Origin of the sequence: Bacillus sp. 3255, assembly GCF_031456485.1 — a bacterium.
GTDB lineage: Bacteria > Bacillota > Bacilli > Paenibacillales > NBRC-103111 > Paenibacillus_E.
In genome coordinates this window covers 338,033-359,903 of record NZ_JAVDUS010000006.1, presented here as the reverse complement: position 1 = coordinate 359,903, position 21,871 = coordinate 338,033, and the positions used below count along the sequence as shown (strand labels likewise).

Below are 21,871 nucleotides of genomic sequence, written 5' to 3'. Positions count from 1 at the left end.
ACTCTTCATTTTTGAAAACGCTTTCAAACTTACACAAGTCCGTGTTCCACATTCCCGTGTCCCTGGCGTTTAACTCGATGTTTTGCCGTAACTCAGCAGCGTCCCCATGCGGTTAGACGACTGCGCATACCCTTCATAGGCCTCCTGCGCCCGCTCCATCGGATACGTGTCTGAAATCAGTCCTTCCAGGGAAATTTGGTTCTCGGCAAGCAGCCGGATATATTCGGCGATGTTCCTGCCTTCCGTCCAACGCACGAAGCCGATCGGATAATCCTTGTTTTCCAGCTCATATCCGGCATCGTACCGGCCTGGTCCGCCGGCTCTGGAGATCAGCACCTGCGCCTCTTTGCCGAACATCAGCCCTCGTGAGAACGACGTCGACAAGTCCCCGACGATCACAATCTTCCCTCTGTCGCGTATCCAGCGAAGCGAGCTGTCGATCAGCTCCTCCCCCGGCCCTCCGGCGCATAAAATGACACTGTCGGCGCCATGGCCTCCCGTGAGCTCTGCCAGCCGCTCCTCCAGCTGCGCCTGATTGTCAACCGCACATTCGACGCCCCGCTGCCGGAGCAGCTCGGCCCGGTGCGGATTCGTATCGAAGCCCGCCACGCGGTAGGCCGCTGCCGAGGCGATCCTGGCGATCAGCTGCCCCAGAATGCCGAGCCCCACGATAATGGCGGATTCGCCGAATCGCAGATCGGCCGTGCGCAGCGCATGAATAGCGATCGCTCCCAGCCCCGCGAAGGCGGCATCTTCCGGCTGCACGTGCGGGGGGACCGCTGCCGTCAAGTTCGTCGGCACCGTCAGCCGCTCCGCATGGCGGACATACGGCGCTCCGTAGCAGGCAACACGCTGGCCGACCTGCAAATGACGGACATCCGCGCCCGCTTCTTCAACGATGCCCACGGCGCTATAGCCCAGCACGGCCAGCTGTTCGGACGCCCGGCGAATGAACGTCATTTCCGTGCCCGGACTAATGGCCGAATATTCCGTGCGCACCCGCACATGCCCTGGCGGCACCGGGCCGGCTTCCAGCTCGGTAATCGTAATCTTCCCTTTTAAAGCGGCAACAGCTTTCATCCTTGCTCTCCTCATTTCCTCCGGCAATTAACCTCCTGGCTTCTTGCGAAACTCGCTCGGCGAAATGCCATAATATTTCTTAAATGTGGTGGTGAACGTGGAAGCATTCAGATATCCTGTCTTCTCCCCGATCTCCGCCACGCTTAGCTCTGTCTGCTTGAGATACTCCCTGGCATGGGACAGCCTTATCTTATTCAAATAATCCACATAGCCGACGCCGAACGTTTTCTTGAAATAGTTGGAAAAATATTTCGGGCTCGTATTCAACACTTCAGCCATATGGTCTAGATAGAGATTATCCATATAATGAAGCTCGATGTATTGGGTGATAAATTCCGGATTCAGCTTGCTTTTGCCCTCCTGCAGCCGTCTGCTTCCGATCCACTGCACGACCGTTTGCAGCGCTTCCGTAACTTCCCCGCAGCTGTACGCATTGTCAACCTTCCGGCAAAAGGCCGTCTCCAGTTGAAAACTCTCCTTGCTCGAGGCAGCCGACGAATCCGTATGCTTCATCAGATAGTAAAAGATGCTTTTGGCAATGTGTGCAAACTGGTGCAGATGGATGCCGCGTTCCGTATTCTCTTGAACGATTTCCAGCAAAATGCTCATCGCTTCATCACTTTTGCCGCTAAGCAGCGTATTCGACAGCTTCTCGATTCTCTCGAATGGAAAATGAATTTGGGACACGTACCGGATTGTCTCCAAATCAACGACCGACCGCTCTGCATTGATATTCCGGTATAGCCGGGCATTCTTAATGTCTTGGTAAGCCTCATGGCAATGGGCTGTCTTGGCATCGTAGAGCTTGCTCACACAGGCCCAGAGCTCGTGCCCTTGCAGCTCTTCCTTGACCGCCCGCTTCACGAAGTTCTCCAGGCATTCGATGACGACTTTGCGCATGGAAGGCTGGCGAATCGCAACGAGCGCCACGAATTCCAGATGTCCCGTGTAAAAGACGGCGGCAGGTCCCGCGGTACGCAGCCCCTCATCCATCATGGACGCGATTTCTTCTATCGGCCTTCCCGGCTGCGAATCGCCTGCTGCCGGCGGCTTCATCTGCAGCGCAGCCATCACAAACTGCCTTTCCGGGAAAAAGAATGCGTAATGCTTCTGCAGCTGCATTTCCAGCTCCCTGGAATACGAATAGCCGTCCAGCATTTGCAGGAAAACACCTCTGCGCAGCTCCTTATCCGCGAAATCCATCGCTGCTCTCAGCGATTCGTTCTCCGCCTGCACCTTGACGATGCCGCTGTATATTTTCCGGAAATCGTTGCCCTTCACATGTCCGCCGCCAAACAGCTTCAAAATATCTTTAACCGGCCGGTACAAATACACACTAAGCAAAGCGGACAGCAGCACCGCACTGATGATGGCAGAAATCATAATCATGTGATTGGCGGCTTCTACGGAACCGATATTTTGAAATTGGTACGGAACTTTGTTGATATAAATAAAATCGTTGTACTCCGACTTGTAGAAGTTATACTCGAAATTCTTGCGGGTCAGCGTCGCCTCTTTGTCCGGACTGAAATAAACCTCATCCAGAATATCGCTCGGGTCCTGCGACTTGTCGGTGCTCAGCACAACATTCCGGTTGGCATCAAGCACGACTAAGGAAGCACCCGGAATCATCGACTTGAGGTCCATCTGCTTGAGCAGCCGCTCGGCATTCAGCAGCACCATCACGTTTTTATTGGATAACCGCACCTTATTGCCGTCCGACACAGCCATCAGCTGCTGGGTTCTGCGGGTTAATCCGTCCGCCATGACCGCGAAATCCGTAATCGGAAACACCGTCTGCTCATGCTTGGAGCTGGCAAACATTCGCCAATATTTGGCACTATACGTATCGTGCTTATACTTTTTGTCGAACAAGACGTTGAAGTCGCTCGTTCCCTTGGCCGTAACGGTCAAATCCAGATTATCGTAAAAAACGATCACATCTTCAATATAATCGATGGAGGATGCCAGCCTTGCGATATGCTCTTGAAGCGTATAAGCTTTGGCCATATCGATGCTCTTGTCTGGCGACTCAAGGTCGTAAGGCAGCCCGTGTACGGCAAAAATCAGATTGTTCACCGCAGCGAAGGAGCTGTCGAACGACTGAATAATATTTTTAATGACAAGCCGGTTATTCTGGGTCACTTTATCATAAATGCCGGAAATCGAATTTTTGTAGACGATGTAGTTGGATACGACCATAATTACGATGACTAACAGCAATGCGCAGAAAATTTGCAGGAGCCCCCTGCTCGCCATTAAACGATTGATCGGCGTCACCTTATCACCTCATACGATGTCATCCAACTATAATTCAACAGTCGTCGCTTTAACCCTTTTCCGAACCGAGCATCACCCCTTTGGCGAAATATTTCTGCGCGAACGGATACATCAGCAGCACTGGAATCATCGAAAGCACGATCGTTGCATTCTTCATCGCCTGCGGCGCCAGTGCGGCCCGGTCGACAAGCCCTGCATCATTCTCCGCGTTGTAGATGAGCATATCCCTCAGCACGACCTGCAGCGGGTACATATCCTTATCGCTCAAATAAATCATCGGCAGGAAGAAGCTGTTCCAATGTCCCATGAAATAAAACAGTCCGATTGAAGCCAGCGCCGGCTTGGAGAGCGGAATGACGATGGAGAACAAAATGCGGTAATCGGATGCGCCATCGATAAGCGCTGCTTCGCGAATTTGCGTGGACATGTTCTCATAGAAGCTTTTCAAAATGATGAGCTCCATCGTCCATATCGCGTTCGGCAGCACCAGCGCCCACACCGTATCGAGAAGTCCGAGCTGCTGCACGACCATATAAGTCGGGATGATGCCCGCATTGAAAAACATCGTGATGACGATCATCAGCATAAACCATTTCCGCCCGAAAAACGTGCGTTGGGAGAGCGGGTAAGCAGCTACCGCCGTAAAAAGCAAATTGATGAACGTACCGAGCGCCGTATAATAAACGGAATTGAGATAAGCTCTCGGAATTTTATCGTTTTTGAGCACTTCCTTATAGGCGTCGAAGTTCAAGCCCTTCGGAAATAAAAATACTTTGCCTTGAATGACCGCTGACGTATCGCTCAAAGAAACCGCCAAAATATACAGCACCGGATAGAGCGTTGCTACGGCTACACAGGATAAGAGCAGCGCGTTCAGGATGGTGAACAAGGTAATTTTGCGGCTTCCTACCATAACCCGTTTCCTCCGATCCGTTTACTTATATAGTTGGCTCCGAGCAGCATCATCATCGCGACGAGCGCTTCGAACATGCCGACCGCCGATGCATAGCTGTAATTCGATTCCAGCAGCCCCTTCCTGTACACATAAGTGGAAAAGACGTCGCCGACCTCATACGTCATCGGATTGTACAACAGCAAAACTTTTTCATAGCCGATGCGGATCATGGAGCCGGTTTTCAAAATAAACATCACCAGCAGGGTTGGCAGCAGACCGGGAAGCGTAATATGCCGCATCATGCCGAATCGGCTTGCGCCATCAACCTTCGCCGCTTCATACAGCGTCGGGTTAATGCCTGCTATTGCCGCCAAGTAAATGATTGCCTCATACCCGATCTTCTCCCATATATCCGAGATGACATAGATGGAGCGGAACCAGCCCGGATCGATCAGGAAATATTTCTTAGGGAAGCCGAGCGCCGCCAGAAACTGATTGAACAACCCGCTGCCCGGAGACAGAAAGTCAATAATCATCGAGGATATGATGACGACGGACAGGAACGCGGGCAGATAACTCAGCGTTTGAACCGACTTCTTGAACCATTGCACACGTACTTCGTTCAGCAAAATTGCAAGCAGGATCGGAAACGGAAATCCGAAAACAAGGGTGTAAATTCCTAGTAGGAAAGTGTTTCTGAACAACATCCAAAAATCTTGATTCGTGAAAAATTGAATGAAATACTTGAATCCCACCCATTCGCTGCCCCAGATTCCGGTAAACACACTGTAGTCCTTGAAGGCAATGATTAAGCCATAGAGCGGACCGTAGCGGAACAAGATGTAGAACAGCAAACAAGGGGCGAAAAGAATCAGAAGCTGCCTGTCCCGCTTCATGTGCCGCAGAGCAGCGGCAAGTCTGGCCTTCATTGGCTTCTTGGAGCGTGCCGGGGCTTCCGCCCCAATGATTGGTTGTTGCATTGGCGGGTCTCCCTCCGATCCGGACGAGTGGCGCCTTCCGCATGCCGGCGGTGCCGTCATGCAACCGCCCGCAGCAGTAGGTCAGGCGGTCATCACCGTACCCCCATGAAGGCGCCACTCCCGGTTTCTTCCTTATTTCGCAGCGTCATAACGCTTTTGCGCGTCGTTGTACACTTTCATATAGGCGTCCACGCCTTTTTTGGCAATGTTTTTCTTCCACTCTTCCCATTGCTCGTCGCCGTATTTTTTATCCAGCACATACTTGGCGTTAAACTCTTCGGCCGCTTTCTGCAGCGTCGTTTGCAGCTCGGCCAGCGTGGAGATCTCCGCATCCGTGAAGTTCAGAATCGGATCAGCCGCTTCCCGCTTATTTCCTTTAAGAATTTTGTCCTGCGCCTCTTGTTCCTTCTCGGAGAATTTGTAGTACACGCTTCGGCGGTCCGGCCGCAGATAGGCGCTCTCCAGCCACATGGCATACCGGTCTTCCAGCACGCTGATATCCACCAGAGGCAGATCCTTCAGCTCAGGGTATACAGGAACGCCGTCTTTGCCCCATTCGAAGTTAACGCCTTCCACCCCAATCGTCATCAGCTCGCTGCCGGACGGACTGGTCAAATAGTCAAGCAGCTTCAAGGCGGCTTCTTTGTTTTTGTTATTCGCTACCGTCACGCTGAAATCGGATACCTTCGGCAGCGTTCTGACGTTGCCCGTCGGACCGATCGGATACGCATACCGCAAATTATAATCCGGATTTTTGGCTTTAATCTGGTTGTAGAACAAGTCCAGACGGCCGATCCAATCCCACGTCACAAACGATTTGTCCGTCGTCATCTTCGTTGTCCAGGAATCCTGCGTATCCGTCAAAAACTCAGGATCGATCAGCCCTTCATTGTACAGCTTCTTCATGAAATCAAGCATTTCTTTATGCACGGGCTGAATTGCGGCAAACTTCCAAGTTTTATCCTTCTCATCGTAGTAGGCCGGATAGCTGTCGCTGCCTATCCCCCAACCGTATGACCAGTCTTTGAATACGTTGACCAGCCCTTTGGACGCGTAGGGATACGAGTTCGGGTACGCTTCTTTCAATTTTTTGAGCGCCTGGTAGAACTCCTCCGTATTGGTCCACTCCTTGATGCCGAGCTTATCGAAAATATCTTTCCGGTACATGAAGCCATGATTGACATCCCGGTTCAAATTGTAAATGGGCCACGTGTACAGCTTGCCGTTCTCGTCGCCGTAGGATTTCACAACCCAGCTGTTTTCTTCCAAATACAGCTTTTTGAAGTTCGGCAGCATATCCGCATAATCGTTAATCGCAACGACCCCTTTTTGCTTCCCGATTTTCTTTAATTCCGCAGGCTTTAGCCCGTCGAAAATGTCCGGCAGCTTACCGGAAGCTACGATAACTTTAAGCTTGTCTTGATAGGTCTGAGGGGAATATGTCTGAAACTCGACTTTAATGCCTGTGCGTTTCAAAATTTCCTGAACGACCAGTTTATCTTCTTTAATATTGGTGGAATTGCTTGGCAGCATCCAAGTCACCGTGGTCGGTTGATCGACGAGCGGCAGCTTCAACCCTCCTGTGTCGCCATACTGCTTGGCTGTCTCTGCCGGCTTACCTGCCGGTGCGGTCGATGCTTGCGTTGGAGTGGCCGTCTGATTGACGCCCGCGTTCCCGCTGCAGGCAGCCAGTACGGAAGTCATCATCGCAATTCCCGCTACAGCGCTGATCAGCTTCTTTGACATTGTTGTTCCTCCCTTTTGAGCTTGCGTTGGTTCCTATTTCATCATAAAAGCGCTTCCACCTCTCGTAAATAAAATGATTTCCATTCGCTTGTTTATTTCACTGCTGAACGCAAAAAATGCCGAGAAACCTTGTCAAATCAAGGCTTCTCAGCATGTAGATAATGCTAAAGCAGTAGATAATCATAAAAGCACAGGTCAGCATCGGGGGCGGATACACCTCAGTGGCAACCTGCGCCGCGGGTTTATCCGGTGTGAAAGTGCGTGCGTGTAATACTGTGAACATTGCACCGTTCATGGCACAAGCGCTATTAACAAAGCACCGCTCGCTGCTAATGGGCTAGCACTGAGGGATGTAATTTACCGTCCATGGATTAAGTAACCCTAGCACTTCGCACCGCAAAGTCACACCCGCAAAGTTTAGTAGTGCCACACAACCATGCACCTTGCGAGGACATCGCTGAAATCATCTCACCTACCCCGCTAAGGGACAGATAATACATTATTTGGCACTTTTTTTAATCTCTTTACATTTTAACGGATGCCAGTGCTGCTATTTGCGTATTCATATTCAGGCGACAATTCCCCCCAATAAAAGCAAATAAGCACTCTGGTCTCCGCTAGAATTGAAATGAGGCTAATTTCCGCGTTTAGCAAGCAAAAATTTATTCCCCGGGAAATTTCCTTGGAATTAGGAAACTGTTTGCGGCTTAGGCATGCCGGCCCGAAGATAGCCGATTGCACATATAATGGAGAGGATCACAACCAACGTAAGCCCCCAATAAATGTTACTGTAGGCGTGCGCCAAAGGAAAATCTTTCTGCCATACAAGCGCGCTTGCCGTTGCGGCAACCCCGAAAGCACCGCTAAAAAATTGCAGCAACTGATACAGTCCAAGTCCAGAAGCGATCTGTGAAGGGAGCAGCAATCTGGAGATTTCGTTGGAAATACTGCTCGTCAAAATGGTGTAGCTAACACTCATCAGCATATAAATGAACAGGATCGCCAAGAAAGAAACGCCCTCAAGCAGCGCGAACAAAATAACGGAAGCGAGCAAAAACAGCGGCGTGTAACGAATGAGCGAGCTGTTCCCGCGAGCATCGATAATCCGTCCTACCTTGCGTGAGACGATCATTGCCAATGCTGAGCCTGGGAAAATGACCAAACCAGCTTGGATGGCGCTCAGCCCGTATTGTTTGACCAATATTTGAGGCATCAGGAATAAAGTTGCAAAACTGCATAAATACGCCGCAATTCCAACGGCACCTAAAATTAAAAATGAACGATTGCTAAACAACGCCGGAAGTACGAAGGGATCTTTGGCCGAGCGAATGCGTATAATAAATAGAACAATGGAAACCAGTCCCGCCAGAAGTGCGATGACCGAATGGTTCGTTAAAAATAAGAGCAGCCCTGTTGTTCCAACTCCAATGAAAAAAGCGCCAATAGCATCAAAGGACCCTTTCCGCGGCTCCTCTTTCGGAATCATTAACATATAGAAAGGCACGAGCACTAAAGTGACAGCTGTAACGACAAATAAAAGCTTCCAACCGAGATACTCGACGACAATTCCACCAACGACGGGACCGAAACCAAGTCCGAAAGCGACCGAAGACATGATCATAGCCATAGCTTTCCCACGACGTTGAATAGGAATGTACCGAGATAATAAAACTAGTGCTAATGCTGGAATCGAGCCTGCTCCGGATGCTTGCACAATACGCACGATCAGCAGCATAGCAAAACTGTTGCTGAACAGTCCCGCGATAGCACCTAGGCTGAGCGATAATATCCCAATAATGAAAAGTCTCCTGATGGGAATAAAATCGGCAAGCCGGCTGTACGTAATCGATGAGATCGCAAATACAATGGAATATCCGGTTACGATCCAAGAGGTAGCCGATGCCGTAAGACTGAACTCCTTAGCCACGTCCGAAAGAGCCAAATTGAACATCATCGTGTTCATGATGACAAGGACGATCGTAATTCCGAGCAGCAAGGTGACGACGCCTTCTCTCATACCGCTATCACTGCCCTCGCGGTTAATATGGCCAATATGGGCCTTGCTGGTTTGAATTGTATTTTTATGCTTCGGATCATGCTTTTTTCGCATGGATATTACCTCGCTCCCTTATTCGTTATTTCGATAATAATCGAACAATAGAATAATAACACGGGTTGTGCTATAATTCAATCATATACTGTAAAAAAGTAAGGGGGATGCTCGAGTGAAGCACTTATTTCATCCAGATCGCGCAGACATTCAATTATCCACCGTTCTATATGCACTGAGTGACCCGGTTCGCTTATTAATTGTTTCGGAGCTTTACAAAGGATGTGAACGGGCATGCGGCGACTTCGCAGTTCCCGTTGTGAAATCCACGATGTCACACCATGCTCGCACGTTAAGAGAAGCCGGTGTCATCAACGTACGCATCCACGGCACCCAACGTCTTATTTCCCTTAGATCCGAGGATTTAGACATACGTTTCCCCGGACTATTAACATCTATACTATCCGCCTACGAAGCTTCCGGTGAGAAAATGAAGCTTTATCCCGACCTGTACGAGTCGGAGGCGGAACCCCAACATGAGCACGAGTCTAGAGTAGAATAGTCTCCAAATAAAACGCACAAAGTCCAATGAGCTAATTTCGTATTAGCCATTGGACTTTTGCGTTTGGTAGGAGAGCAGCCCGATTTGGAATAAGGGGAATTTCTCCCGTTATTCTTCACCTTTAATGGTTTAAACAGACTCATAGCTGGAAAAACTCCCGTTATTTTCTCCTTCATGCCAGAACTTCTCGCATTTTCAATGAAAATAACTGGAGAAATTCCAGTAATTTCCCCTCAAGCCATTCATTTAAGGCGAAATAACGGGAGGAATTCCAGTTATCACCGGGCAAGCACTCGCGGTTGGTAGCCAAAAGTAGCTGGTAGGTGTAGTAAGGTATAGTTAGCATCCACTTGCAGCTAGTTTTACTTAGTTGCTGCAGGTGCAACAGTTCGGGCAGTCGCATGCAGCAGGTGCAGTCAGTTACAGCATTTACAGCATTTACAGCATTTACAGCATTTACAGCATTTACAGCAAGTGCAGCAGTTTTGCGGCAGTTGCAACAGTGCACCAGTTACCAGTAGTTACTACAGTTCCGGCAGGTGCATCCAGCAGTCGCAGCAGGTACAGAGGTAAGTCAGTTGCAGTAGGTACGGTCAGTACGTAGGCGCAACAGGTACATGCAGTTACTGTAGTCACTTCATTAGTAACAGGTGCAGACAGTTACTTTGCCGCTGCAACCGTCAGCGGCGAAATCGTCCACGCCGGCGATGCCCCCCGGAGCCCGACACGGCCCAGCAGGAACGCATTCGGGTCCGTCCATTTCACAACCGGAGCTTGGCTGCCCTCTGCGAAAACAGCAATGGTCGGCCCGTGCAGCTTCACGGTGATCCGGCGGGTCTGGCCAGGGAGGAATGCCAGCGTGCCGGAGGCTGCCTGAACGGCATTCTCGTAGCTGATTCGCCGCAGCACGACCCTGCCGTTATAGAACGCGAGCCCGTACCCCATGAAAGCATCCTTCACCTGATCCTTGAACTCGGACTCGTTCGTCGTCCTCAGCAGGATGCCCGCTTCCTCCGCGCTTTCAGCCGCATCGGCCTTGAGCGTCAGATCGAAGCTGACGTCGTAGTCCGTCCAGCCCCAATCGCCGCCGAAACGGTTGAAGATGCCAACCGCCGCCGGCTTGACGACCGTCGTCTCGGGCACAGGCGCCGTCAAACTCGCTTCCGCGTACCTGAGCGTGATCTCTCCCTTCGCCCGGCTCAGTGACAGCCACTGCGGCCCTTTCGTTAGCGCGAACTCGCCCAGCGGGACCGTCGTCCACTCCGCATCGGCTGCGAATAAGGAGGCATCCAACTTGACCTCCTCGCTCTTGCCATTGATTGCGACGGAGAGCGTGGAGCCTGCTGACGATCGGGCTGCCTTCACCGCAAGCAGATAGCTCCCGTCCTGGCGAACGTTCACGGGAAAGGAAATCCCGTCGCCCTTGCCCGACAGGACCACGGCATCGCTGCCGTCGGGCGTTATACCGGATCGTACGTCCGGGTTGCCGTCTCGCAGCCCATGCACAGCTTCCATCGCGCCGGGCAGCGGCTTGATCACTTTCATATCGCTGCTGCCGTTCGCATCATTCGCGAATGCCGTATAGCGCAGCTCCGGCTTCGCTCCCTGCGGCCATGCATAGCCGATCCGGCCGGCCTTAGCCGCCATACCCGCCTGCTCGATTCTGGACAGCCCGTCCCAGTAAAGCAGCGTGCCCGCGCTCCCCGACTCGACGCGAATCGTATGCAGCTTCGCCATATCCGTCCCCGCAGGCAGCGGCTTCGCAGCAACAACCGTGTCGACGCCGTTCACACGGTCGACCAGCGCCAGCTCCGCCCCGTTCACACGGACTAAACGATAATTGCGCTCATCCGCATAGGCGAATATAGCATCCAGCGAGGAACTTCCCCCGGCATCGCCCAACCGGAAGTTATACTCTACGGTATATTTCTCTTCTGTACGGCTTCGCGCCAAAAGTGTCTCACGGCCTTCAAGCTCAGCCGACTCCCACTTCTCCACGGCTGGCACTGCACCCGGCACGTCCCGGAACACCGGCATCGCCGGCGCTTCTTGCGCTGTCCCGTGCGTCGGCCCGAGAACGGACATTTTATCCCCGTTGAATACGAGCCGGTCCAGATTCAGCTTGCGGACGGGAGGTCCTTCCGCAGAGCGTCCGATCAGGTTATGGTAGACGATATAATAGGAATCGAGATCGGGTCCCATTACAGTCGCACTGTGTCCCAATCCGTTGAAATCAGCCGCCGTGGAAATCAGGATCGGATTGTTCTCGGGAATATGGTAGGTCCCCATCGGAGATTCTTTGCTCACGCCATAATTGACACGGTACCCTTTGCTGAATACGTGATTCCCGGTGTACGTCATGAAGTACCGCCCATTGCGCTTAATGATCATCGAGCCTTCCGTCCAATGACCGAGCGAGGCGTTCAACTGCGTATCCGCTCCGATCGTATACGGATCGGACATTGGGCTCGCCATGATGCCTCCGAATTTGGCGTGTGTGAAATACCACTTCTCATCGTCGTCGATAAACACCGAGCCGTCGATCGTGAACCCGAGATTGTCCGTCTTCTTAACGAACGGTCCGGTTGGCTTGTCGCTCTGGAGAACGTAATGTCCTTTGCCTGCGGGCGACGTATACATATAGAACGAACCGTTCCAATAAACCACCTCCGGCGCATAGGCGCCTACGCTAATGGGCTCCTCCGTAACCAACCCTTCATAGCGCCAGTTCACCAGATCGTCCGAACTCCATGCTTTAATGCCGACTCTGCGGTCCTTCGTACTGCAATACAAATAATATAGGCCATCGTACCGAAGCACATAAGGATCTCCGATGCCATAATCCTCCCACTCCTGATCCAGCACGAACGGATTCTGGTACGTTTGTCCCAAAGCAACCTCCATCCTGTTCGCTCCCTTCTTTCCATCCGACGGCAGCATCGGCGTAACCAATACCAGCGCCACCAGCACAATTGCACTCGCAGCAATAATAAGCAACCACGATTTTCTAGACTTTGGCATTTATCTGTCCTTTATTCAGACTTTAGCAATTATCTGCCTTTTATTCAGACTTTAGCATTTATCTGTCCTTCTATTCAGACTTTGGCATTTATCTAACCTTCTATCCCCAACTTTAGCATTTATCCATCTATCTCTTCTTCTAGAGGGTAATTTCCAGCGCATAAACGGAAGAAGCCCTAAGCTGACAAGTCACTTGTGAATGCATAACCGGCAATTCGCGGGTGACGCACACCACATTCTCCGGGTTCAGCGCATTGTTGATGCTCTCATAATGATCGCCGGTCAGTTCCAGCAAACGGGCTGTACCCGATTCAGCGAACCCGCCCAACTCCACATCGGTTATCGTATCCTCGAGACTTCGGTTCACGATCAGAACCGTCAATTTATCGCCGGCTGTATTCACACAAGCGACGACATCCAGGTTCGGCAGATCATTCAACTGCGGCGCGGGTACCGTCCCCTCTGCACGTTGAACCGAAAAAACGGCGCAATCGGTCTGACTCTCCACAACGTACCCCAAGTCGCTGTTTGCATACATCTTCATGACATAATAAGAAGGTGTGCCGTACACGGTCAAACGGTTCTCGCTTCTGCCGGCAGATTTCCCTCGGAACTGGTCCGCATAGAAATCTCCCACCCGAATGCAGCCGCCAAGCCAACCGTTCACAAGGTCGGAGAAACTGCCGATCTCGATCAAATCGCTATTGCGGATGAATTCGTTGAGATTCGCCGCATTCGCAGCCGCCGCCTCCAGCGTATGCTCATTCGGAAGCCCTTTGCGGATTGTATTCGCATAATACATCGTATTATATTCGGTGACAGCCAATTTCAGATGGGCGTAACGGTCCGAGGACCCGAACTTTTCCCTTAATTGTCTGACGGTTTCCCGCGTCCACTCCGGATAAGTGACGATAGCTTGAAACCGCTCTTCTTGCGGCGTACGGGCATTCATCCCGAACCGGTTGGCGCCATGATACAGATGCAAAGTCAAATAATCGATATACTCGGCAGCCCGCTCCAATAACGGCTCGTTCCAATCCATCCTCACATCGCCGCAAGCCAACAGCACGATTCCCGGATCAGTTGCTTTCATCGCCTGTGCGAATTGCAGATAACGTTCTGCGAACTGCTCCGCCGTGCAGTGACCGACCTGCCAGCCGCCCCACACTTCATTGCCGATCTCCCAATATTTCACGCCATATGGTTCAGGATAGCCATTGGCGGCACGCAGCTTGCCCATCGGCGTATGGGCATCGCCATTGCAGTATTCCACCCATGCGGCCGCTTCCTCGGGCGTTCCCGACCCGTCGTTGACACAGATGAGCGGCTCTACGTTCAGCTCACGGCAAAACCGGATAAACTCATCCGTTCCGAAATATTTGTTCGTCCAGCCGCCCCACGCTTCATTCATCACGCACGGGCGTTCATACATCGGCCCGATAGCCTGCTGCCAATGGTAAGCGCTGATATAATTGCCCGCAAGTCTCATCATGCCGGCATTCAATTCCTTCGTCATCGCCATGACTTCCTGGCGGACATTGCCTGTGCGTACGGAAGGGAGCAAGGAAATGTGATCCAGCCAAAGCATCCCCGTGGATACGTGATCCAGCCAGCGCTCATGCTCCGCAGACACATACAAGCGGAACTCTGCTTGCTCGCAATCGCGTGAAACGGTGAGCACCGCTTCATAGTGCCGCCAGTCGTGGCTGATCAGCTCGATATTCGTCCGGCCCAGCACTTCGCCGCTTGCCCGGTCTACAATCTCCGCCGTGACCTGCTTGATCTCCACAGAAGCTCGCGCATATAGCGCCAAATCATAGCCTTGCGAATCCTGCTTCACTGCGATCGCTTGGCTTATGCCCGCATAAGCCTCATCATCGCTATAGATGCGAATCATCTGACTATGCCCGGAATGGCGGGCGGCCGCAGCCTCAAGCCCATAAACGGTGCTTTTGCCGTTCGTATAGGGACGCCAGTCACCGGAAATCCCTCTGTACGTGACGTCCATACTTTCAAAGTCCATATCTTTGAGCGGATAAGCCAACATGGCATCCATATGATCGCGGATGTCTTCGACGAAGTGTCCGAACAAGAACGGATTAATTTTACTTGTGCCGACGCGATTCGGCATGACCTGGATTCTAGCTTTTGATTGCACCATAGTCTAAACGCTTCCTCCCCCTGTTATCCTTTTAATGAACCAATCATAACGCCTTTCACAAAGTGCCTTTGAACAAACGGGTACATAACTAGCACCGGCAGGCTGGAAATAATGATCACAACATATTTGATGCTTTCGGCAAGCAGCACTTTGGACTCCAGCCCTACATTGCTGTCAGCCGCATCCGCCGAGTTGACCATCAGCACCTCACGCAGCACGAGCTGCAGCGGATACAAGTCTTTGCTGCGAATGTAAATCAGCGCGTTGAAATAAGAATTCCAGTGACCGACCGCGTAGAACAGGATCATGACGGCCAAGATCGGTTTGGATAAGGGTAAAATGACATGCGTCAACAGCTTCCAGTTCGAGCACCCGTCGATATGTGCTGCTTCCTGAATCTCCCAAGGGATGCTGGTTTGAAAATAAGTGCGCATCACAATCAAATTATAGGTGGCAATAGCGCCCGGGATTACCAGCGCCCACATTGTGTCCACCATCCCCAAGTTTTTCACGAGGAGATAAGACGGAATGAGCCCCCCGCTGAAAAACATCGTAAGCGTTACGAAAAACATAATGATCCCGCGTCCGGGCAGATCCGGTCTTGACAGCGGGTAAGCGGCGAGCGTCGTCATTAGCAGATTGATCAGCGTACCCACGAGTGTGTAGATAATAGTATTGCCGTAGCCGTTCCAGATTTGCTCGTTCTCAAAAACGTTCCGGTAGGCGTCCAACGTTATTTGCTTAGGCAGTAAGACGACTTCGCCGCTTAGCACCAATGCGGGATCGCTGAAGGATGCGCTAACGATAAAGATGAGCGGGTACAGCACGGCGACCACGATCAGGACGGCCAATATGTTCACGACGGCATCGAATATCTTCTCGTCCGATTTCCTTTTCTTGCGCGTTATTTCCTGCACGACAGGCCCCTCCTTACCATAAACTTGTCTCCGCCTTTTTCCGGGCGAACCGGTTCACGAGCAGCAGCAGCGCCAGATTAACGACAGAGTTAAACAAGCCAATAGCAGCCGTGTAGCTGTATTCGCCTTTCAAAATACCTGCGGAGTAAACGAACGTGGAGATCACATCGCTGGACTCCAGATTTAAATTATTTTGCATAAGCAAAATTTTCTCAAACCCGACATTCATGAAATGACCGACGTCGAGTATTAACAAAATGACGATGACCGGCAAAATTCCGGGAATCGATACGTGCCAGATGCGCCGCAGCCGGCTTGCGCCATCCATTTTGGCCGCTTCGTACAGCTGCGGGTTGACGCCGCTCAGGGCTGCAATATAGATGATCGATTGCCACCCCATATTTTGCCAGATGTTAGAGCCGATGAAGATCGTCTTGAACCATCCTGCCGAATCGAGAAACCGAACCGGCGTACCGCCAATCGCTTCAATAATCGTATTGACCGGTCCCCCTCGGGTAGACAGGAACAGCATGATCATCCCGACCATAACGACAATGGAAATAAAATGGGGAATATACGTAATGTTTTGCACAATTTTACTGAACGCCTTGTTTCGAATTTCCGTAACCAGCAAAGCAAGGAGGATCGGAATCGGGAAAGCGAACAGCAGAGAAAATAAATTAATCGAAATGGTGTTCCAGAGCAGCCTCCAGAAGTAGTACGACTCGACGAACCGCTCGAAATGATCCAGACCGACCCAGGCGCTGCCGCTGATGCCTTTGGCCGGTGAGAAATTCTTGAAGGCAATCTGCAGCCCGTACAGAGGCCCGTAATGAAACACAAGATACCATGCGATGGGGATGAGCAGCATCAAATAGAGGTCGTACCTGCTGCTCACCGCTTTCCAGAGGCTGGAGCGCCTCGATTGGGTTCGAGACGCCACGCCTGCCGTATTTACCGTACTCTTCATCTATAGCCCTCCAGCCGTCAAATACCGCTTATTTTCGCTGCTTTATCTTGTCGTAAGCGTCCTGATACAGCTTTTGCAGCTCGTCGATTTTCATTTTCTTGAGCGTGCTCTGGAACTCGCCCCACTTGTCAAAGCTAAGCGCTCCAGCGATAAACTTGGTGCTTTGTTCTTCGTAATACTTATCAATATCGTTACGTAAAATATTGATTTGCTGCGCAGTTTGCTCGTCGAACATCGGAGCCGCATAGAGAATTTTCGGCATATAAGGATCGAGCTTCTTTTGGGCTTCCTGTACCTGCGGCGGGTTGATGAACGAAGCTACCTTTTCGCTAATCAGATGAGGGGCCCCGCCTCCGGCGTAAGGGGTGATTTTGGACTGATTGCCTGTCGCCAGGAAGGCGTCCGTATAATAAGGAATCCCATTGCGCATTTCATAATTCTCTCCTTGGCGGCCGAATCGCAGCAAAGTAGCTCCTTCGTCACTGTAAAAATAATCAATCCAACGCATCGTTGCTTCCGGATTCTTATTCACCGAGGTGATGGCGAAAGCTCCGAAATCCCGTGGCACTGGAGCTGACAACTGCAGCCTGTCGCCATGCGGCCCTTTTACTGGAGCTATGCCGGCGTATTGTTCGTTCACTTTCCCACCCAGCATCGGATTGTTCGTCTGGTCAAAGAAGAAGCCTGTATTGCCTGATCCTTGCTTCGCCAAATATTGCGCTTCTTTCTGTGAAAAGATCTCCTGATCCAGAAGCTTTTCCGAATACAGCTTATTTAAATACATTAACATCTCTCTATTCCGGTCATTCCCCATCCATATTTGGACTTTGTCATTCTCGATGTTAATGTAATAGCCAAGCTGCTTATCCAGGCCGAATGACCCGCCCATGATATCGGCAACCGGGATGCCTAAGCCAGGTCCACCGCTGGCACGAGCCGTCATCGGAATTTCATCTTGCTTGCCGTTGCCATTCGGATCCTTATCACGGAACGCTTTTAGAACTTCGTACAATTCTTCCGTCGTTTCCGGTTCTTTCAGATTTAGTTTTTTCAGCCACGATTGGTTCATCCATCGCTTGTCCGTTCTGGCAGCGTTTACAGAAACAATGCCTGGCAGCGCATAAATATGACCTTCCGGCGTCGTGATCGCCGAGCGAATCTCCGGATACGTGTCCATCAGCTTCTTCATGTTCGGTGCATATTTATCGATCAAGTTCTCAAGCGGAATCAGCTGCCCGCCCGAGCCGTAGCGAATGGCCTCAAGAGGTGTGAGACCGGAGCGGTACATAGCGTCCGGAAGCTCATTGGACGCGAACAACAAGTTCTTCTTCTCCGCGAAGCCGTCCGTCGGCGCTTCAATGAATTCCACCTGCACGTTGCTCAGCTTCTCATAATCCTGGAACACCGGCATATCCTTGAAAGGTCCGTTAGCCGGCGCAATCCGCGTGAACATCTTCAGCTTGAGCGGTTGGCTTACAATCGGGAATCCTTCGGATGACACGCTTTTCGTTGCATCGCCCTGAGGCTTCTTCTCTTGATCTGTGCTCGAAGCCGTATCGGAGCTGCAGGCGGATAACGTCATACTGGAAACAACTAAAGTAGAAAGCAGTAAAGTCCCCCAATTTTTTTTCATTTTATCTTTCCTCCGTTCGTGGATGTTAGCCCTTGTTGAGAAAGCGTTTTCTAAGGGTTGCTCTCATTATAATGAATGTCGACTCCCCAATGGTTCAACATATATGACTTTCCATTCTACTTTTTTGACTGTTTCAAATGATCGATATACGCTTGCGGCGTCATTCCCGTTATCCCTTTGAATACTTTGAAGAAATACGTATAGCTCACGAAGCCGACCTCGCTGCTGATCTGTTTCAGTGCATAAGAGCCTGATTCCATCAGCATGCAGCCTTTCTTAATGCGAACCCGGTTCAAATACTCGGTGAAGGTCAACTGCGTCTCCTCCTTGAACAGCCTGCTTAGATAGGAAGGATTCAAGTTCAAGGCGCCGGCCGTACTGTCCAGAGAAATGTTAGAAGCATAATGGTCGGTGATGAATTGCACCGCTTTGGCAATATGGCGCGAATACGGTTCGCCGGCATGCTGCTTCTTGATCGTCTCCACCAACTGGGCGAAGTACGCTAACAGCCGCCGTTCCAGCTCGGACACGCTCCCCATGCGGGCAAGCTCGTTCCGTGATGACGCCATGTCCAGCTCCTCGGTCGACATGTGCGGATCATGCCGCTTCAACGATAATTGCACGAGATGCAGCATTTCGCTGACGATCACTTGCACCGTCATGGCATAGACAGGGAGATGAGCTGCTGCGGCAAAAATCGTTTGAACCGTGTGCTGGATCCGCTCACCGTCCAGCTGCTCCAGGAAGAGCAGCAGCTGCTTCTGCTGCTCGGCAAACCGGGCATCCCGCAGCATGGAGGCGTTCATGCCTTGCTGGAACTTGGCGTCCAGCTCTTGGTCGGCTGTGCGGTAGCTGCCTCCAAGCTGCTTCAGGCTGCCGCATAGAGGCCCGATGACATGCACGCATTTCATGTTCAAAAACTTCTCCAGCGCGTGAGCTAGCGAGCTAACCGCCTGGCGGATGGAGCTGGCGACCGTATGCTCGCTTCGTTCCTCCGAGGCGAAGAGCGCAATGAAACGCCCCTCCCCTACATAGCCGACCGTCCGCGTCTGCACGTCGCCGATCGCCATCTGCATCACATCGGTGGCCTGCTGCACAAGCCGGTTCTTCTGCACATCGTTCAAAGACTCCGTCAGCAGCAGAAAAGGAACGATTTGTACGGCGGCTACGCCGTAATTAACACAATGGGCGTAGAGCCCATTATCCTTCGCATAAGCTTGCAGCGCTTCCCCTGCATGCTCCGCATCTCGGGCCAAATTAGCCACGTATTCCCGAAGGATGACCGGGCTTAAGCGCTCGATCATTTTGGATTGCGCGCTTCTAGCTTCATGCTCCCGTTCTTCGCTCCGCAGCGCTTGAACCGCCTGTTCCAGCAGTCCCAGAAGCGTCGCCGGATTCAAGCGGTGCTTGAGCAAATAGTCCATCGCCCCGTTCATCAAGCAGGTTCGCACATAATCGTAATCGTCGAACGAGCTCAGCATAATCATCTTCACCTTCGGGAACCGCTCTCGGATCATCCGGCTGAGCTCCACGCCGTTCATAATGGGCATGCTCACATCCAGGATGGCAATATGCGGCGCCTCCCGCTCCATCATCGTAAGCGCGATCTCTCCGTTCTGCGCTTCACCGCAGATGGTGAACCCATGCTTCTCCCAATCCAGCATACTCTTCATATCGTTACGGGCCAGCGCCTCGTCATCCACCAACAAAACACGAAACATCTTTCATCCCTCCTGCTGCAATTGGGCCTGCTCCGCCGCCTTCCACGGAATGAGCGGAAATTTAATCTGTACCGTGGTATGACTGTTCGGCTCGCTATGAACAAACACGCCGTAAGACTCTCCGAACAGGCGCACGATCCGTTCATGCACGTTGCGGACTCCCATCCCGCTGAAACGCGTATTCGTCTGAACCTCGAACAGCGCATCGATCTGCGCTTGCGTCATGCCCTTGCCGTTATCTCTGACTTCGATTCGCAGCTCTTGGCCTTCCACATAAATGTGAATATGCACGAGTCCTTCATGCTCGGAGGCGGAGATTCCGTGAATGATTGCATTCTCCACAAGCGGCTGCAGCATCAGCTTCAGCACGCTGAATTGCAGAAGCTCCTCCTCTTTCACTTCAATAAGCAGCCGGATCGGCTCTACATATTTGTATTTTTCAATATTGACATAACTGCGGACATATTGCAGCTCTTCCTGCAAGGTAAGAAATTCATTCGTATTGCCGAGCACACCGCGCATCAGCTCGATGAGCGACTCCGATACCTCCACAATATTCGGCACCCCGTTCAGCTTGGCCAAATATTTCACCGTATTGAGCGAATTATATAGAAAATGCGGGCGAATCTGCGCCTGCAGTACGGCCAACTCCGCTTCCCGCTTAGCCTTCTCGGTCGTCACGATCCCTTCTAGCAAGCGCTTTAATTCCTCGACCATGCCCTTGAAAACATGGTATAGCTGGCCGATTTCATCTTTGGAGCGGATCTCAACGGCCGGCAGCGTCATGTTGCCTTCCGTCACATGCATCATCATCGATCGCAATCTGCGAATATTCCGGGTAATACGCGAGGATACCTGCAGCGTGCCGATTACGATGAACATAAACACAATAATGGCTACTGTTGCCAGTACATTGCGGATTCGAGCCGTTTCCGTGAGCAGAGACTTCATCGGGACGAGAGTGAGTGTCGTCCATCCGGTATAAGCGGATTTCCGCATGACGACCAGGTACGATTTTTGATCGATCATTCTTTCCACCGATCCGTCCGTGCCCGCCAATTCCTGGCCAAGCCCAACGATCGTTTCCTTGTCGAAGGCGCTCGTCTGCGGCTGGTAGATGAATTCATTCTTCCTGTCCACGACATACATCATGCTGTCCGAGGTCGGTTTGACGTCATATATTTTCTTAATGAACTCGTCATTCAGATCGAACATGACCATGCCGATCAAGCTTCGGTTGTAGCGCAGCTCGCGCCCGGTCACGATCGAATCGCTGACGCCGGTTTGATGGAAATAAGCATGGCCCGACGGATTTTGCAGCAAATCTTTCATCATCGGTGTCAGCAAAATATTCTTATCCAGCCAAGGGGAACCGACGAAGAACACCTTCTCGTTCAAACCAATGACAGCTACCCGCGATATGTAAGGCTTATAGGCGATCAAAGCGGACAAAAACTCCTCGATCCTCTTCTGCTCCTGGAACCATTCGTAACTCGGCTCTACTGACTTGCTCTGCAGCGTATCCAGCACGGTCCGATTCGTAGCGACTACCGTATTCAGACGGCTAACCTCCTCCAGCCGGAGATTCAAGGACTCATCCGCCTGCCGGATGCTTTCGGTTACGGACGTTATCGCATTATTTTTGACCGTTTCTCTCATATACAGATAGACAATACTCGTCACGGCTACGATGCCAAGCAGCGTGACCAGCGAGAAAGCGACGAAGATTTTCCCCTGGATGCTTACCGTAGGTGAAATGAACTTCTTTAAGGAGAAAAACTTCATGGACGGAACCCCTTTCCCATTCGCCTTAATTAGAAAAAAACATGAACCCGGCCCGTCTCCAGGCGTGATT

Annotated in this window: 13 protein-coding genes; all 13 read right to left on the bottom strand. The window is 51.5% G+C overall.

All coding sequences use genetic code 11. From position 1 onward, the window contains the following. Window positions 1–69 precede the first annotated feature (69 nt). Window positions 70–1,080, bottom strand: coding sequence for a zinc-dependent alcohol dehydrogenase (locus tag J2X61_RS12115; protein WP_274469845.1), 1,011 nt, complete (start codon window positions 1,078–1,080; stop codon window positions 70–72). Between the two features lie 27 nt (window positions 1,081–1,107). Then, window positions 1,108–3,360, bottom strand: a complete 2,253-nt coding sequence (locus J2X61_RS12110; protein WP_274469846.1) for an AraC family transcriptional regulator — start codon at window positions 3,358–3,360, stop codon at window positions 1,108–1,110. Between the two features lie 49 nt (window positions 3,361–3,409). Next, entirely contained in the window at window positions 3,410–4,273 is an 864-nt protein-coding gene (locus tag J2X61_RS12105) for a carbohydrate ABC transporter permease (RefSeq protein ID WP_274469847.1), read from the bottom strand. Then, window positions 4,267–5,184 (bottom strand): ABC transporter permease, encoded by a 918-nt coding sequence (locus J2X61_RS12100; RefSeq protein WP_396135441.1) that lies wholly within the window; start codon window positions 5,182–5,184, stop codon window positions 4,267–4,269. The genes J2X61_RS12105 and J2X61_RS12100 overlap by 7 nt, the downstream gene beginning before the upstream one ends. Window positions 5,185–5,367: 183 nt before the next feature. Further along, a complete protein-coding gene (locus tag J2X61_RS12095) occupies window positions 5,368–6,981 on the bottom strand; it encodes an extracellular solute-binding protein (protein ID WP_310188014.1) in 1,614 nt (537 codons plus the stop codon). Between the two features lie 688 nt (window positions 6,982–7,669). Next, the gene (locus tag J2X61_RS12090) at window positions 7,670–9,091 is read right to left on the bottom strand and encodes an MFS transporter (protein WP_310188011.1); all 1,422 of its coding nucleotides are present in this window, start codon (window positions 9,089–9,091) and stop codon (window positions 7,670–7,672) included. Between the two features lie 1,162 nt (window positions 9,092–10,253). Further along, window positions 10,254–12,614, bottom strand: coding sequence for a family 43 glycosylhydrolase (locus tag J2X61_RS12080; protein ID WP_310188009.1), 2,361 nt, complete (start codon window positions 12,612–12,614; stop codon window positions 10,254–10,256). A gap of 139 nt (window positions 12,615–12,753) precedes the next feature. Next, the gene (locus tag J2X61_RS12075) at window positions 12,754–14,775 is read right to left on the bottom strand and encodes an alpha-L-arabinofuranosidase C-terminal domain-containing protein (RefSeq protein ID WP_310188007.1); all 2,022 of its coding nucleotides are present in this window, start codon (window positions 14,773–14,775) and stop codon (window positions 12,754–12,756) included. A 23-nt stretch (window positions 14,776–14,798) separates the two neighbouring features. Further along, entirely contained in the window at window positions 14,799–15,683 is an 885-nt protein-coding gene (locus J2X61_RS12070; RefSeq protein ID WP_379240353.1) for a carbohydrate ABC transporter permease, read from the bottom strand. A 22-nt stretch (window positions 15,684–15,705) separates the two neighbouring features. Then, window positions 15,706–16,662 (bottom strand): ABC transporter permease, encoded by a 957-nt coding sequence (locus J2X61_RS12065; RefSeq protein ID WP_274469854.1) that lies wholly within the window; start codon window positions 16,660–16,662, stop codon window positions 15,706–15,708. Between the two features lie 28 nt (window positions 16,663–16,690). Continuing rightward, on the bottom strand, window positions 16,691–18,295 hold the full coding sequence (locus tag J2X61_RS12060) for an extracellular solute-binding protein (protein ID WP_274469855.1): 1,605 nt from the start codon (window positions 18,293–18,295) through the stop codon (window positions 16,691–16,693). Window positions 18,296–18,411: 116 nt separating this feature from the next. After that, the gene (locus J2X61_RS12055) at window positions 18,412–20,016 is read right to left on the bottom strand and encodes a response regulator (RefSeq protein WP_310188004.1); all 1,605 of its coding nucleotides are present in this window, start codon (window positions 20,014–20,016) and stop codon (window positions 18,412–18,414) included. 3 nt (window positions 20,017–20,019) lie between these two features. After that, window positions 20,020–21,801: a cache domain-containing sensor histidine kinase gene (locus J2X61_RS12050; protein ID WP_274469857.1), complete on the bottom strand. Its 1,782-nt coding sequence runs from the start codon at window positions 21,799–21,801 to the stop codon at window positions 20,020–20,022. Window positions 21,802–21,871 lie beyond the last annotated feature (70 nt).

Excerpts from the sequence above, each read along its gene's own strand:
- J2X61_RS12090 (WP_310188011.1), bottom strand. The coding sequence starts at position 9,091 with ATGCGAAAAAAGCATGATCCGAAGCATAAAAATACAATTCAAACCAGC.
- J2X61_RS12075 (WP_310188007.1), bottom strand. The coding sequence starts at position 14,775 with ATGGTGCAATCAAAAGCTAGAATCCAGGTCATGCCGAATCGCGTCGGC.
- J2X61_RS12050 (WP_274469857.1), bottom strand. The coding sequence starts at position 21,801 with ATGAAGTTTTTCTCCTTAAAGAAGTTCATTTCACCTACGGTAAGCATC.
- J2X61_RS12065 (WP_274469854.1), bottom strand. The coding sequence starts at position 16,662 with ATGAAGAGTACGGTAAATACGGCAGGCGTGGCGTCTCGAACCCAATCG.
- J2X61_RS12080 (WP_310188009.1), bottom strand. The coding sequence starts at position 12,614 with ATGCCAAAGTCTAGAAAATCGTGGTTGCTTATTATTGCTGCGAGTGCA.
- J2X61_RS12100 (WP_396135441.1), bottom strand. The coding sequence starts at position 5,184 with ATGAAGGCCAGACTTGCCGCTGCTCTGCGGCACATGAAGCGGGACAGG.
- J2X61_RS12095 (WP_310188014.1), bottom strand. The coding sequence starts at position 6,981 with ATGTCAAAGAAGCTGATCAGCGCTGTAGCGGGAATTGCGATGATGACT.
- J2X61_RS12115 (WP_274469845.1), bottom strand. The coding sequence starts at position 1,080 with ATGAAAGCTGTTGCCGCTTTAAAAGGGAAGATTACGATTACCGAGCTG.
- J2X61_RS12060 (WP_274469855.1), bottom strand. The coding sequence starts at position 18,295 with ATGAAAAAAAATTGGGGGACTTTACTGCTTTCTACTTTAGTTGTTTCC.
- J2X61_RS12055 (WP_310188004.1), bottom strand. The coding sequence starts at position 20,016 with ATGTTTCGTGTTTTGTTGGTGGATGACGAGGCGCTGGCCCGTAACGAT.
- J2X61_RS12105 (WP_274469847.1), bottom strand. The coding sequence starts at position 4,273 with ATGGTAGGAAGCCGCAAAATTACCTTGTTCACCATCCTGAACGCGCTG.